At 66.2% G+C, this 12,979-nt stretch carries 13 protein-coding genes; 10 read left to right on the plus strand and 3 right to left on the minus strand.

Annotated features, from left to right (window positions below):
• The first annotated feature begins 7 nt into the window (after window positions 1-7).
• Genes B5J99_RS08345 through pobA form a run of 7 tightly spaced genes read left to right on the plus strand, consistent with a single transcriptional unit; the run spans window position 8 to window position 6,515 of the window.
• A complete protein-coding gene (locus tag B5J99_RS08345; RefSeq protein ID WP_117352148.1) occupies window positions 8-1,213 on the plus strand; it encodes a LysR family transcriptional regulator in 1,206 nt (401 codons plus the stop codon).
• A gap of 54 nt (window positions 1,214-1,267) precedes the next feature.
• Window positions 1,268-2,131, plus strand: a complete 864-nt coding sequence (locus B5J99_RS08350; RefSeq protein ID WP_117352149.1) for an NAD(P)-dependent oxidoreductase — start codon at window positions 1,268-1,270, stop codon at window positions 2,129-2,131.
• Window positions 2,128-3,153, plus strand: a complete 1,026-nt coding sequence (locus B5J99_RS08355; protein ID WP_117352150.1) for an amidohydrolase family protein — start codon at window positions 2,128-2,130, stop codon at window positions 3,151-3,153. Before B5J99_RS08350 ends, B5J99_RS08355 begins: the two co-directional genes overlap by 4 nt.
• On the plus strand, window positions 3,150-3,560 hold the full coding sequence (ligA, locus tag B5J99_RS08360) for a protocatechuate 4,5-dioxygenase subunit alpha (protein WP_117352151.1): 411 nt from the start codon (window positions 3,150-3,152) through the stop codon (window positions 3,558-3,560). The genes B5J99_RS08355 and ligA overlap by 4 nt, the downstream gene beginning before the upstream one ends.
• Window positions 3,560-4,402: a class III extradiol dioxygenase subunit beta gene (locus B5J99_RS08365; protein ID WP_117352152.1), complete on the plus strand. Its 843-nt coding sequence runs from the start codon at window positions 3,560-3,562 to the stop codon at window positions 4,400-4,402. Before ligA ends, B5J99_RS08365 begins: the two co-directional genes overlap by 1 nt.
• Entirely contained in the window at window positions 4,399-5,340 is a 942-nt protein-coding gene (locus B5J99_RS08370) for a Gfo/Idh/MocA family oxidoreductase (RefSeq protein ID WP_117352153.1), read from the plus strand. The genes B5J99_RS08365 and B5J99_RS08370 overlap by 4 nt, the downstream gene beginning before the upstream one ends.
• Entirely contained in the window at window positions 5,337-6,515 is a 1,179-nt protein-coding gene (gene pobA / locus B5J99_RS08375; protein ID WP_117352154.1) for a 4-hydroxybenzoate 3-monooxygenase, read from the plus strand. Before B5J99_RS08370 ends, pobA begins: the two co-directional genes overlap by 4 nt.
• 125 nt (window positions 6,516-6,640) lie before the next feature.
• Here pobA and B5J99_RS08380 read toward each other — a convergent pair whose 3' ends face one another.
• On the minus strand, window positions 6,641-7,531 hold the full coding sequence (locus B5J99_RS08380; RefSeq protein ID WP_054133642.1) for an SH3 domain-containing protein: 891 nt from the start codon (window positions 7,529-7,531) through the stop codon (window positions 6,641-6,643).
• A 396-nt stretch (window positions 7,532-7,927) separates the two neighbouring features.
• Between B5J99_RS08380 and B5J99_RS08385 the strand changes: the two genes are divergently transcribed.
• From B5J99_RS08385 to B5J99_RS08395, 3 genes are read left to right on the plus strand one after another with little or no spacing between them, the layout of a single operon-like run.
• Window positions 7,928-8,608 (plus strand): response regulator transcription factor, encoded by a 681-nt coding sequence (locus B5J99_RS08385; protein ID WP_069051469.1) that lies wholly within the window; start codon window positions 7,928-7,930, stop codon window positions 8,606-8,608.
• Window positions 8,605-9,996 (plus strand): sensor histidine kinase, encoded by a 1,392-nt coding sequence (locus tag B5J99_RS08390; RefSeq protein WP_117352155.1) that lies wholly within the window; start codon window positions 8,605-8,607, stop codon window positions 9,994-9,996. The genes B5J99_RS08385 and B5J99_RS08390 overlap by 4 nt, the downstream gene beginning before the upstream one ends.
• Window positions 9,993-10,580, plus strand: a complete 588-nt coding sequence (locus tag B5J99_RS08395; protein WP_083231559.1) for a hypothetical protein — start codon at window positions 9,993-9,995, stop codon at window positions 10,578-10,580. Before B5J99_RS08390 ends, B5J99_RS08395 begins: the two co-directional genes overlap by 4 nt.
• A 210-nt stretch (window positions 10,581-10,790) precedes the next feature.
• Here B5J99_RS08395 and B5J99_RS08400 read toward each other — a convergent pair whose 3' ends face one another.
• Together B5J99_RS08400 and B5J99_RS08405 are read right to left on the minus strand one after the other, a co-directional pair.
• Window positions 10,791-12,014, minus strand: a complete 1,224-nt coding sequence (locus tag B5J99_RS08400) for a cytochrome P450 (protein ID WP_162892514.1) — start codon at window positions 12,012-12,014, stop codon at window positions 10,791-10,793.
• Window positions 12,014-12,979, minus strand: a complete 966-nt coding sequence (locus B5J99_RS08405) for a ketopantoate reductase family protein (protein ID WP_117352157.1) — start codon at window positions 12,977-12,979, stop codon at window positions 12,014-12,016. Before B5J99_RS08405 ends, B5J99_RS08400 begins: the two co-directional genes overlap by 1 nt.

Here is a 12,979-nt window from a genome sequence, read left to right on the forward strand (position 1 = left end):
GGTGTTCATGCTCAAGCCGTTCGATCTCAACCTGCGCCATCTGCGTGCACTCGGCAACGTGGTGGCGCTGCGCAGTCTCAACCGCGCGGCAGAGGCCGCGGGCCTGTCGCAACCCGCGCTGACGCAGGGTCTTGGCAAGCTTGAAAAGCAGATCGGCGTGCTGTTGTTCGACCGGCATTCGGGCGGCGTCACCCCTACCGCCGCGGGCCTTGCGCTGGCTGAACGGGCAGAACGGGCGTTTGCGCATCTGGCATCCGCGACCCGGCGGCCAGGGCGCACCGGCGCGCGCGGCTTTTCCCGGCCCGAACAGCTCATGACCGCGACCCAGCTCGAAGCCTTTCTGCATTTTTCCGACGCGCAGGGCTTTGCCGGTGCCGCCGCCGCGAGCGGTCTGTCGCAACCCGGCATCCACCGCGCGGTGCGCGAGCTCGAGCAGGTGTGCGGGACAGCGCTGGCCGAGCGACGCGGGCGCGGCATGGTGCTGACACCCGCCGGGCGATCGCTGGCGCGCGGGGTCCGGTTGGCGGCGGGCGAGCTGGCGGCGGGAATGGACGAGGCACGCGGCGATCCCGAGGTCGGCGGGCGGATCGCAATCGGTGCGATGCCGCTCAGCCGCGCCTTGGTGGTCCCGCGTGCCATCGCGCATTTCCTGCGCGAAAGCCCCGGCACGGTGATCGACGTCGTCGAAGGATCGTGGCGCGAACTGATCGATCCGCTGCTTGACGGCATCATCGATGTGATGGTCGGTGCGCTGCGCGAGAACCCGCCGCCGCAGATCGATCAGGTTGCGCTGTTCACCGACCGGCTGGCGATCTTCGCGCGCAAGGACCATCCGCTGGCCGCACGCCAGGTGACGCTGGATCAGCTGCGCGGTCAGTCCTGGGTCGTGGGCCCGCAGGGAACGCCGCTGCGCGCGCACTGGGAAGCGCTGTTTGCAGGCGATCCTCCCCCGGTTCCGGTCGAATGCGGGTCGGTGATGGTCATCCGCGGGCTGGTGATGCAGAGCGATCTGTTGACCCTGCTGTCCCCCGACCAGATCGCGGTCGAGCTCGACACCGCGATGCTGGTGCGGATCGATCTCGACCTGCCCGGCAGCGTGCGCACGATCGGCATCAGTACCCGCCGCGGCTGGCGGCCCACGCGCGCGCAGCAGCGGCTGGTCGATCTGCTGCATCAGGCCTCCGTCGAGACAAGACTTCACGAAAACCAATAGGGGACCCAGCAATTGGATTGGTGAGAGCAAGGCTCGCTGCCCTAGGGCCACGCCATGATGCCAGCGACCACCTTTATCGGCTTTGGAGAAGCGGGCCGCGCCTTTGCCACGGCGGGCGCGCGGGCGTTCGACCACAAGACGCTGCACGAGCGCGAACGCGGCGCGATGCTCGCTGCCTATGACGCTGCCGGTGTCGATGGCATGGACGATGCCGCGAGCGCCCTGTCGGGTGCGCAGGTGGTGCTGTCATTGGTGACTGCAGACCAGGCGCTGGCAGCGGCGCTCGATTGTGCCCCGCTGCTTGGTGCGGGCGCGCTGTGGCTCGACATGAACAGCGTCGCGCCGGGCACCAAGCGCCGCGCGGCCGAGGCGATCAAGGCTTCCGGTGGACGCTATGTCGATGTCGCGGTGATGGCGCCGGTGCTGCCCGCGCGCAAAAATGTGCCGCTATCGGTATCTGGCCCGCATGCTCAGGCTGCGGTTGAGGCCCTGACGCTGCTCGGCTTTGCCAACACCGCCGTCGCCGGACGTGCAATCGGCGATGCGTCGGCGATTAAGATGATCCGATCGGTGATGGTCAAGGGATTGGAGGCGCTGAGCGCCGAATGCGCGCTGGCCGCAGACCGCGCAGGGGTGACCGATGCAGTGATCGCCTCGCTCGACGCGAGCTGGAAGGCGCAATCCTGGGGCGAGCGTTTCGATTACAACCTCGACCGGATGATGGCGCACGGCCTGCGCCGCGCGGCCGAGATGGAAGAGGTCGCGGTGACGCTGGAAGACCTTGGCGTCGACCCTGTGATGACCCGCGGCACCATTGCGCACCAGCGGGACCTGGGCGCGCTCGCGATCACGCCGCCCGAAGGCCTGGGCGCAAAACTGCATGCCATCACCGCTGCCGGACAGAAAGCCCCCGCATGACCATGATCATCGACTGCCACGGCCATTACACGGTCCTCCCCAAGGCGCACGACGCCTGGCGCGAGGAGCAGAAGGCCGCGTTCAAGGCGGGGGCGATCTGCCCGCCCTATCCCGAAATCTCGGACGACGAAATCCGCGAGACGATTGAGGCCAACCAGCTGCGGCTGATCAAGGAACGCGGTGCGGATCTCACGATCTTCAGCCCCCGCGCCTCCGCGATGGCACCGCATGTCGGCGACGAGGGCGTGGCGCGCGAATGGGCGCGGCGCTGCAACGATCTGATCGCACGCGTGGTCGGCCTGTTCCCGGGCGTGTTCGCAGGCGTGTGCATGCTGCCGCAAAGCCCCAAGGCGGATATGCAGGGCTCGATCGAAGAGCTCGAACGCTGCGTCACCGAGCTCGGCTTTATCGGCTGCAACCTCAACCCCGATCCGGGTGGCGGGCGGTTCGAGCATCCGCCGCTGACCGATCGCTTCTGGTATCCGTTCTACGAGAAGATGGTCGAACTCGATGTGCCCGCGATGATCCACGTCTCGGGCAGCTGCAACCCGGCGATGCACGCCACCGGCGGCTATTATATCGCGGCGGACACGATCGCGTTCATGCAGCTGCTGGAAGGCGACCTGTTCTCCGATTTCCCCACGCTGCGCTTCATCATCCCGCATGGCGGCGGCGCAGTGCCCTATCACTGGGGGCGCTATCGCGGCCTTGCTGACATGCTCAAGAAGCCCGCGCTCGACACGCATCTGATGAACAACATCTTCTTCGACACTTGCGTCTATCACCAGCCGGGGATCGATCTGCTCGCCGATGTCATCGATAACAAGAACATCCTGTTCGGCAGCGAGATGGTGGGCGCGGTGCGCGGCATCGACCCCACCACCGGGCATTATTTCGACGACACCAAGCGCTATGTCGATGCGCTCGATATCGGCGAGGCCGAGCGGCACATGATCTTCGAGGGCAATGCCCGCCGCGTCTTTCCCAGGCTCGACGCGCAATTGAAGGAGCGCGGCCTGTGAGCCATCCTACCGACATCCACGCCTATCTCGCCGAGCTCGAGGACATACCGGGCACCCGCGTGTTCACCGCGGCGCGCGCACGGCAGGGATATCACCTCAACCAGTTCGCGATGAGCCTGATGGATGCTGACAGCCGCGCGCGGTTCAAGGCCGACGAGCGCGGCTATCTCGACGAATGGGCGATACCGGAAGAGGCCAAGCTTGCGGTGATGGCGCGCGATTACAACGCGATGATCGATCTGGGAGGCAACATCTACTTCCTCTCCAAGCTGTTCTCCACCGACGGCATCGCCTTTGCCGAGGCGGTGAGCACGATGACCGACATGAGCTGGCCAGAATACCGCCAGATGATGATAGATGGCGGCCGCTCGCCCGAAGGCCTGCGGTCGATCAGGGAGAAGCGCTGATGGCCCGGATTACCGCAGGCGTGGCCAGCAGCCATGTTCCTTTGCTGGGCGTGGCGCACGACCAGGGCAAGGAGCGCGACGACTATTTCGGTCCGATCTTCGCAGGCTATGACTGGACGCGGGAGTGGGAGAAGGCGCAGCAGCCCGATGTCGTTATCCTGATCTACAACGATCATGCCAGCGCCTTCGACATGAAGATCATCCCGACCTTCGCGATCGGGTGCGGCGAGCGTTACAAGCCGGCGGACGAGGGCTGGGGACCGCGTCCGGTTCCCGATGTCATCGGCCATCCGGACCTCGCCTGGCATATCGCCCAAAGCCTGATCCTCGACGAATTCGACATGACGATCATCAACGAGATGGACGTCGACCATGGCCTGACCGTGCCGCTGAGCATGATGTTCGGCAAGTGCGAGGCTTGGCCGACCACGGTGATCCCGCTGGCGGTCAATGTCGTCACCTATCCGCCGCCGTCGGGCAACCGCTGCTGGGCGCTGGGCGAGGCGATCGCGCGCGCAGTCGCCAGCTTCCCGGAGGATCTCAACGTGCAGATCTGGGGCACCGGCGGGATGAGCCATCAGCTGCAGGGACCGCGCGCAGGCCTGCTCAACCGCGAATGGGACAACCGCTTCCTCGACATGCTCGAGGCGGATGACGATGCGGCGCGGCACATTCCGCACATCGAATATTTGCGCGAGACCGGCAGCGAGGGCATCGAGATGGTGATGTGGCTGATCATGCGCGGCGCGCTCGGCAAGAGCGTGAAGACGCTGCACCGCCATTACCACATCCCGTGCAGCAACACCGCCATCGGCCATCTGGTATTGGAGCCACAGACATGAGAATTGCCCTCGCAGGCGCAGGTGCCTTTGGTGAAAAGCATCTCGACGGATTGAAGCTGATAGACGGGGTGGAGATCGTCTCGATCGTCAGCCGCAGGCTGGAGCAGGCGCAAGCCGTCGCCGAAAAATACGGCGCGGTGCATGCCACGACCGACCTGGATGAAGCGCTGGCGCGCGATGACGTCGATGCCGTCATCTTGTGCACGCCGACGCAGATGCATGCTGCACAGGCCATCGCCTGCATGAACGCGGGCAAGCATGTGCAGGTCGAAATCCCGCTGGCGGACAGCTGGGCCGATGCGCAGGCGGTGGTCGACAAGCAGCGGGAGACCGGCCTTGTCTGCATGGTCGGCCACACCCGTCGCTTCAATCCCAGTCACCAGTATGTGCACAACGAGATCACGAGCGGCAAGCTCAACATCCAGCAGATGGATGTGCAGACCTATTTCTTCCGCCGCCGAAACATCAACGCCAAGGGAGAGCCGCGCAGCTGGACCGACCATCTGCTGTGGCACCATGCCGCGCACACCGTCGATCTGTTCGCCTATCAGGCGGGACGGATCGTCGATGCGCACGCGCTGCAGGGGCCCATCCATCCCGAACTCGGCATCGCGATGGACATGTCGATCCAGCTCAAGAGCGAGAGCGGCGCGATCTGCACGCTGTCGCTGAGCTTCAACAATGAAGGCCCGCTGGGCACCTTCTTCCGCTATATCGGCGACACCGCGACCTATATCGCACGCTACGACGATCTGGTGAATGGCAAGGAAGAGCCGATCGATGTCTCCAAGGTCGCGGTATCGATGAACGGCATCGAACTGCAGGACCGAGAGTTCATCGCCGCGATCCGCGAAGGACGCGAGCCCAACAGTTCGGTGGCTCAAGTGCTCGATTGCTATCGGGTGCTCGGCGATCTCGAACGGCAGCTCGGCGCATGACGGCCCAGCGGACCCAGGTCGCGATCATCGGCTCCGGTCCCGCCGGGCTGATGCTGGGCCATCTGCTCAAGGCCGAGGGCATCGACTGCGTGGTGCTGGAACGCCAGACCCGCGCGCATGTCGAAAGCCGCATCCGCGCAGGGGTGCTCGAGACGGTGACCACCGACATCATGCACCGGCTGGGGCTGGGGGCGCGGATGGATGCCGAAGGGCTGGTCGAGGACGGCTTCAACCTCGCCGATGGCGACATGCTGGTGCGGATCGACATCAAGGCGCTGACCGGGCGCAACGTGGTGGTCTATGGCCAGACCGAGCTTACCCGTGACCTGATCAACGCAGCCCCCGAGCGCGGGCTGAACATCGTGTTCGAGGCGGCCGATCTGGCGCTGCACGATGTCGACAGCGATCATCCCAGCGTGAGCTATGTCGCAGATGGCGTCGCGCACACGCTCGCATGCGATTTCATCGCCGGATGCGACGGCTTCCACGGCCCTTCACGCCGCGCCATTCCCGCAGACGTGGTGCGCGAGTACACCCATGAATATCCGTTCGGCTGGCTGGGCATCCTCGCGGATGTGCCGCCCTGTCATGACGAACTGATCTACGCCAATGGCCCGCGCGGCTTCGCCCTCGCATCGATGCGATCGCCGACGCGCAGCCGCTATTACATCCAGGTGCCGCAGGGCGAGAGCATCGACAATTGGTCGGAGGACCGGCTGTGGGACGAGCTCGAAGGCCGCTTCAACGGCATTTCGCAGCACGGCGTCACGCGCGGCCCGGCGCTGGAGATGTCGATCGCTCCTTTGCGCTCCTATGTCTTCGAGACGATGCGCCATGGACGGCTGTTTCTGGCCGGTGACGCGGCACATATCGTGCCGCCGACCGGCGCCAAGGGCCTGAACCTTGCCGCGTCCGATGTCATCTATCTGTCCGACGCGCTGATCGGCCATTATCGCCAGCGCGATGAAGCCGGGCTGCTCGGCTACGAGCGCCGCGCCCTGGCGCGGATCTGGAAATCGGAGCGCTTCAGCTGGTCGCTCACCAAGCTGATGCACAGCTTTCCCGAGCAGGGCGCCTTCGAGCGCCGCATGCAGATCGCCGAGCTCGATTATCTCGCCAACTCGCCCGCGATGCAGACCGCAATCGCCGAGAATTATGTCGGGTTGCCGCTTTAGCTAGGCTGCACCGGTCCTGAGCCGGGACGCAGTCGCCTCGCACTGACCTGCTGCAAACAGGAAAGGGCGCCAACCTTGCGGATGGCGCCCTCCTGACGGTGGAAAGCTTGCGCTCGGGTCGCAATCTAACGCAGGTCCTCCACCGAAACCCATCCCTTGGTGCCGTAGGTGTCTGTCACCTCGACGAAAAGCCCTTCCTTCTGACCTGTCGGGATCAGCGCGGTCTCTGCCCTGAGCGCGCGGACCTCGGGTGCTTCCGCCGCTGCGGTGGCGCGCATCTTGGTGTCCACCGCGACGATGTATTTCGCCGTCTCGGCTGCGGCTGGCGCGGCAGGTTGCACGGGTGCCAATGCGCCTGCCTGCGATGCCAGCGTATTGTACGCCTCGATAAACGCGCTGGTCAGCATCTTGCCATCCGCCGACGATCCGTACTGACCGAGCTGCCCCTGGCTGGCCGCGACCCAGTCGGTGCTGCTGAGCACGCTGATTGTCGATTTCTGGCTCTGGCCGCTGCCCGACAGCAGCGTCTGTCCGTTGGCCGGATTGACGAGACGAAGCCCGGCGGTAACCGTCTTCTTCTTGCCGCCCAGACCGCCCAGCATCCCGAACATCGCGCCGCCGAACGGCACTCTGGAGAGGATCGCGCCGGCTGCGCCCGAATGCACCAGCCCAGTGGTCAGCGCGCCCTTGGCGGCGTCCATCGTGCGGTCGATCTCTTCCTGCGACCCTGCCACCGCGGACATCAGATAGTCTGCAGGCTTGCCCTCGGCGCCGGTATGCAGCGTGAAGCAGCCCGATTGCTGCACGATCGCGCCCAGCATGCCGCGCGGGCTGGACAGGCCCATCTTGGCCCAGCCCTGGGTGTCGCCATCGGTGATCGCGATCGAGCCATGGGGCGTCGCGCACTTGGTGACCTCGACCTCGGCGGGCGGCTTGCCCGCATGCGCCGGTGCAACTGCCAGGGCTGCGAAAGCGGCGGCAGACAATGCCGATGCGAACTGTGTGCGGGCTTTCATGAGGTGCCTCCTGCAGAGCGTTGTTTGATGAAGGCAGGTTAGGCGGTGGCTGCGATTCTTGCGCGTTACAAGCATTGAACGAAAGATGACAAAATCCGTTAGAGACCCGACCTATCCGAAAATTTCACGCTTTCGCCTGCAAATCCGAAGGGCTCGGCCGTTCAACCAGGCGCGGTCGCGGGGAGCCGGCCAACCGGCCCAGCACGGTTCGCGCGCGCCCTAACGGGATTTGTAACAAGCTTATTGTGCCAGGCTTGCTAGAAGGAAGCGCTCAAGCCCGGACGATCGCATCAAGGCCGTGGTTGCCCGATGCGCGGTCCATGGGCCATAAACCCGGATCGCCGGTTGCCCGCGGGCACGACTGGGCAGGGCTGGGGCAGGACAGGTGTAACGCACATGATGAAGATCCTGTATGTTGAGGACGATCAGCGCGCCGCCGCCGAGGTGCGCCAGCTGGCCCGCGAGAACGGCGATCAGCTGGTGTGGGAAGACAGCGGTGCGGGTGGTCTGCTGCGCGCCGGTCTGGAAAAGTTCGATGTCATCATTCTCGACCGGATGCTGGGCGATCTCGACGGTCTCACCATCCTGCGGCGGCTGCGCGAAAGCGGCGTGGGCACGCCGGTGCTGATGCTCTCGGCGCTGGGCCGCACCAGCGACCGCTCCGAAGGGCTGGAAGCGGGCGCGGATGATTATCTGGCCAAGCCGTTCGAGGCGATGGAGCTCATGGCGCGAATCCGCGCGCTGCACCGGCGCGCATCGGGGCAGGAGCATAGCGCGGTGATCCTGTTCGGCGCGTTCGAATGCCATGTGAAGGCGCGCACCGCCTTTCGCCAGAACCGGCACCTCGCGCTCAGCCCGCGCGAGTTCGAACTGTTTCGCTATTTCATGGACAATGCCGGCGAGATCGTCACCCGCGAGATGCTGCTGCGCGATGTGTGGAACATGGCGTTCGACCCGCAGACCAATGTGGTCGATGTCAATATCGGGCGGCTGCGGCGCAAGCTCGAGGACGGCTTTGCCACCCCTGCGCTGGAGACGATCTGGGGTTCGGGCTACAGGCTGCTCGACGGCCGATGACCCGCGCTGCCCGCCGTTCCATTTTCACCCGCATCGTGGTGATGGCCATTGCCCTTTCGGGGGTCCTAGTCGCAGGACTGTGGCTGGTGACCGACCAGACCATCCGCGCGACGCTCGAGGCATCCGCGCGCGAGGCGGTCGATGTCGATCTGGCGGGGCTTGTCGATATCCATGCCAGCGGCGGGCGCGACGAGCTGGCGCGGCGCATCGGCGACCGGCTGATGATCCGCCCCGCCGATGGCAGCCTGCCGCACTATCTGCTGGCCGATGCAAAGGGCGCGCGGATTGCAGGCGACATCGCCGCCTGGCCTGCGCTCGATGCGCGCGTGTCGGAAAGTGGCTTCATCCGCATCGGCAACGCCACCCATGTCTATGCCCGCGCGACCCAGCTTGGCCCCGACCTGAAGCTGGTGGTCGCGCAGGAGGCGGGCGATGGCCAGCCGCTGCTGGGCCGCATCGCGTTGGTATTCCTTGGCGGGGGTCTGGTGTTTGCGCTGGTCATCGGGCTGTTCGGGCGCAGCGCCGGGGGCAATCTCAAGCACCGTGTCGAAGCGATCAACCGCGCGTTTCGCAGCCTCGATGGCAAGCCGCTCCGCAGTCTAGCCGATGGCGCGGCGGCTGACCGCGCACTGGTCGATGGCAAGGCGGCCAATCACAAGAGGGGCGACGAGATCGACGAGCTTGCCGGCCACAGCGCCGCCTCGCTCGCGCGAATGCGCGATCTGATGGAAGCCTATCGCGATACGTCGGATCAGGTCGCGCATGAAATCCGCACCCCGGTGATGCATCTCGACCGGCGGCTTGCCAAGCTGCTCGAGGGTCAGCCCGATCCGGCGACGGCGCAGGCGCTGGTTGCGGCGCGCGGCGACATCCGCCATTTGGTCGGCACGCTCGAATCCTTGCTGGATATCGCCGCAAGCAAGGCGCGGCGCGGCGACCGGACCGGGTTGAAGCGCATCGATCTGTCCGCCATGCTGCGCGGCATCTGCGAGCTTTATGCCGACAGCTCGGAGGAATCGGGACACGGCTTTGCGTGGGATATCGCGCCGGACGTTTTCATCGAGGGCGAAGAGGCGCATCTGGGGCGACTGGTGACCAATCTGCTGGACAATGCCTTCAAATATGTGCCCGCAGGCGGCAGCGTGACGGTGTCGCTCGCCACAGGTCCCGTGCTGACGATCGCGGACGACGGCCCCGGAATTCCCGAGGGCGATCGAGCGCGGATTTTCGAGGCCTTTTATCGCAGCGGAAATGTCGACCAGCGCCAGCCGGGAAGCGGGCTGGGCCTGGCGCTGGCGCGCGCGATTGCCGAGCGGCACGGCCTCACGCTGGGACTAATGGACAGTCCCCAAGGCGCCTGTTTCCAGCTCAGCAAGGAGGCGGCATGATCCGCGTGCGCATTCCCCTGATGGCAGGTGTGCTGGCGTCTGCGCTGGCGTCCTGTGCCCCGGGCGCATCGAACACTAAGCTTGCCGGCCCCCCGGCGGCAGCACCGCAATCGGGCGCCGCGCGGCTCGCCGATGCGCTGGCCAGCGCGGACGCCGCCGTGCAGGCCGGCAACGACACCGCGCTTGCCAGGCCGCTCGCGATGATCCGGGGCATGGGGGCTCGGCCGCTGGATGATGCCACCGCCGCGACGACCGCCCAGTGGGAGGCGCGGCTCCCCGATCAGGCCCCGCCGCTGCGCGGACGCGCGCTCGGCCCCGGCTATCGCCACGGCATGCTCGGCGCGGGCGGTGACGTCCGCATCGAACAGACCTTTCTCTCGGGCCAGAAGGCCTCGATCGCGCTGTCATCGCCCGATGCGGTGGAGCTGCGGCTGCAGGTGGTCGACGGGACGTCGCAGTCCGTCTGCCAGCACACCGCATCGCGGCCGATCTGCGAATGGGTCCCGGTGTTCACGCAGCGCCACCTGATCCACGTCATCAACCCGGCCAAGCGCAAGGCGCGGTTCTATCTGGTGGTGGAATAGCAGGTGGCCGCACCGGTTTCTGGCCAAATGATTGGCGGCTGATCCAGCGTGATGCCTCGCTGTTGCCCGCCCGGCGACATGTCTGCTGTCATTCGCGAATAAGCTTTGGGCATTCAGGCGTTGCACAAGTCGCCCAGGGGCGCTCCGGCTTCAGCCATGCAGGGCCTGGATAAGTCACCGCCATCACCTCAAGCTCAATCCCCGCAGCCCCTAGCGTGGAACAAGGCTGAGCGGCAGCCGGCGCAGACCATAAGGGTGCCAGAACTCGTGCTCGATGTCTCCGTCCGGCCTGAAGCTGCACGTTGCCGCCAGAAGCTCTTCCAGCACCACGCGGATTTCCTGGCGTGCCAGGATATTGCCGATGCAGCGATGAATGCCGACGCCGAAGGCGATATGCTGGCCCGAGCGACGGCCCATGTCGAAGCATTCCGCATTTTCGAAGGCTGACGCGTCGCGATTGCCCGATGCAAAAGCCAGCAGCACGCTGTCGCCCGCTGCCAGCTCCCTCCCGCCGACCACTGTGTCCGCCATGACCGTGCGCGGCATCTGCAGCACCGGGGTGCGCAGCCGCAACATCTCTTCGATCGCTGCGGGAATTCGGGTGGGATCGCTGCGCAGGCTCTGTTGCAGATCCCCGTCTCCTGCGACGAAGCCGATGCACATGCCAAGCGCGCTGGTCGTCGAATCATGACCCGCCGCCAGCAGGAGCCGCACCACGCCGTCGATCAGCGGGCGGGTGACCGCGGGCTCGGTCGGCATGGCGGCGAGCATCGCCGATACCGGATCGTCATCTGCCTCGTGCGTGCCCCGCTCGATCCGCGAAGCGACGGTGTCGCGCGCATAACGCCAGAGCAGCGCCTCTGCCTCCTCGAAGGCTGCGCGCTCGGCGGGATCGGGCGATCCCTGGAAATAGGCGTGTTCGCATGCGAGCTTGATCGTCTCCCAATCCTCCGAAGGCTGGCCAAGCCAGCGCAACAGGATCTGAGGCGGCAAGGGCCGCGCAACGCCGTGTGCCGCATCGCCGCTGCCGGTGGCCAGGATCGGCGCGAGCAGGTCTCGCGCCAGCGCGCGAGTGAAGGGCTCCATCTGGTTGATCGCCTTGGGCAGGAAATAGGGCTGGAGCATCCGCCGCCAGATGCGGTGTTCGGGCGGGTTCGATTCCAGCGGCGGTCTGCGTTCACCCGCAAAGCGCTGCGATTGCCCGAAGGTTTCGGGATCGTTGGCAGCGGCGACGATGTCGTCGTACCGCGTCAGCACCCATGCGGCCCGCCCTGCGCCATTGGTGCCGCTTCCTGCCTGCAACGCGACCGGACACTGCGCGCGCAGCTGCGCGAAGTGCACCTCGGGCGGAAGACCGGAGGCACCCGGGGCTGTCGAGACATCCGGCGCCTGGGTTTGCAGCGCCCTGGGCGGATTGCCGCGCCTGACCTCCATCAGCCAAGGTCCGCCGTTGCCCGAGCCTGTGCCTGCAGGCGGGCGGCCTTGCCATATGCCAGCCCGCATAGCAGATCGAAGCATGGTGTCGCGATGCCGTGCTGCCGTGCAATCATCTGCGGTGCGGTCAGCAAGGCTGCTGCCTCGATCGGTCGCCCGGCGCGCGAATCCTGCAGCATCGAACTGAAGTGCCCGGGCGCGGGGGCGGCCCTGGCGGCGTCGACTGCCAGGCATTCGGCGCGCGCGACTGCCGCCAGCTCTTCGGCGATGGCCGCACCCGCCGGGCCAAGCCAGGCATCGTCGAACACCTCGCGCGAGGTGCGTTCATCCAGGAACGAAAGCACCGAGACCGACGCATTGCCGATCAGTTTCTGCCAGATTGCGGCACGCAGGTCGTCGGTGTCGGGCGACTCGATGCCAGCGGCGCGCAGCACCCGTCTGAGCTGCGCAACGCGCGCCTGCGAGCCTGGATCCACGGCGGCAATCGTCAGCCGGTTGCGCTGGGGCGAGGTGTTGCGGATGATGTTCGGGGCCAGCTTTGCGTTGGCCGAATAGATCACCGCGCCTGTGCTCCGTTCCCGGCCGACCACGTGTTCCACAGCCCCATCGGGATCGAGCAGCGGCTGCAATCCTGCCGCCGGATACCACCAGGGAATGCCGTTCTGGGCGAACACCACCAACGTATCGCGATGCAGCAGGGGGGCCGCGGTTGCAGCGAACGCGGGCAGCTGATGGGCCTTGGCGGCCACGATCACGGCGTCTTGTGCGCCGAGGCTCGCCGGGTCATCGCTCGCGCTGAGCCGCGCTTCGAGGACGTCGTCGCCTGCCAGTACCTGCAGCCCGTCGGAATTGATCGCGGCCAGTGCAGCGCCGCGTGCGACGAGCGAAACCTCGTTTCCGGCCAGCGCCAGCCGAACCGCCAGATTGCCGCCAACGGCTCCTGCCCCGAAGACGCAGATCCGCAC

Source organism: Blastomonas fulva, assembly GCF_003431825.1.
GTDB lineage: Bacteria > Pseudomonadota > Alphaproteobacteria > Sphingomonadales > Sphingomonadaceae > Blastomonas > Blastomonas fulva.

Coding starts and splice junctions, on each gene's coding strand:
- B5J99_RS08390 (WP_117352155.1), top strand. CDS start 8,605: ATGACCCGCGCTGCCCGCCGTTCCATTTTCACCCGCATCGTGGTGATG.
- B5J99_RS08380 (WP_054133642.1), bottom strand. CDS start 7,531: ATGAAAGCCCGCACACAGTTCGCATCGGCATTGTCTGCCGCCGCTTTC.
- B5J99_RS08400 (WP_162892514.1), bottom strand. CDS start 12,014: ATGGAGGTCAGGCGCGGCAATCCGCCCAGGGCGCTGCAAACCCAGGCG.
- B5J99_RS08355 (WP_117352150.1), top strand. CDS start 2,128: ATGACCATGATCATCGACTGCCACGGCCATTACACGGTCCTCCCCAAG.
- B5J99_RS08350 (WP_117352149.1), top strand. CDS start 1,268: ATGATGCCAGCGACCACCTTTATCGGCTTTGGAGAAGCGGGCCGCGCC.
- pobA (WP_117352154.1), top strand. CDS start 5,337: ATGACGGCCCAGCGGACCCAGGTCGCGATCATCGGCTCCGGTCCCGCC.
- B5J99_RS08395 (WP_083231559.1), top strand. CDS start 9,993: ATGATCCGCGTGCGCATTCCCCTGATGGCAGGTGTGCTGGCGTCTGCG.
- B5J99_RS08370 (WP_117352153.1), top strand. CDS start 4,399: ATGAGAATTGCCCTCGCAGGCGCAGGTGCCTTTGGTGAAAAGCATCTC.
- B5J99_RS08385 (WP_069051469.1), top strand. CDS start 7,928: ATGATGAAGATCCTGTATGTTGAGGACGATCAGCGCGCCGCCGCCGAG.
- B5J99_RS08365 (WP_117352152.1), top strand. CDS start 3,560: ATGGCCCGGATTACCGCAGGCGTGGCCAGCAGCCATGTTCCTTTGCTG.
- B5J99_RS08345 (WP_117352148.1), top strand. CDS start 8: ATGCTCAAGCCGTTCGATCTCAACCTGCGCCATCTGCGTGCACTCGGC.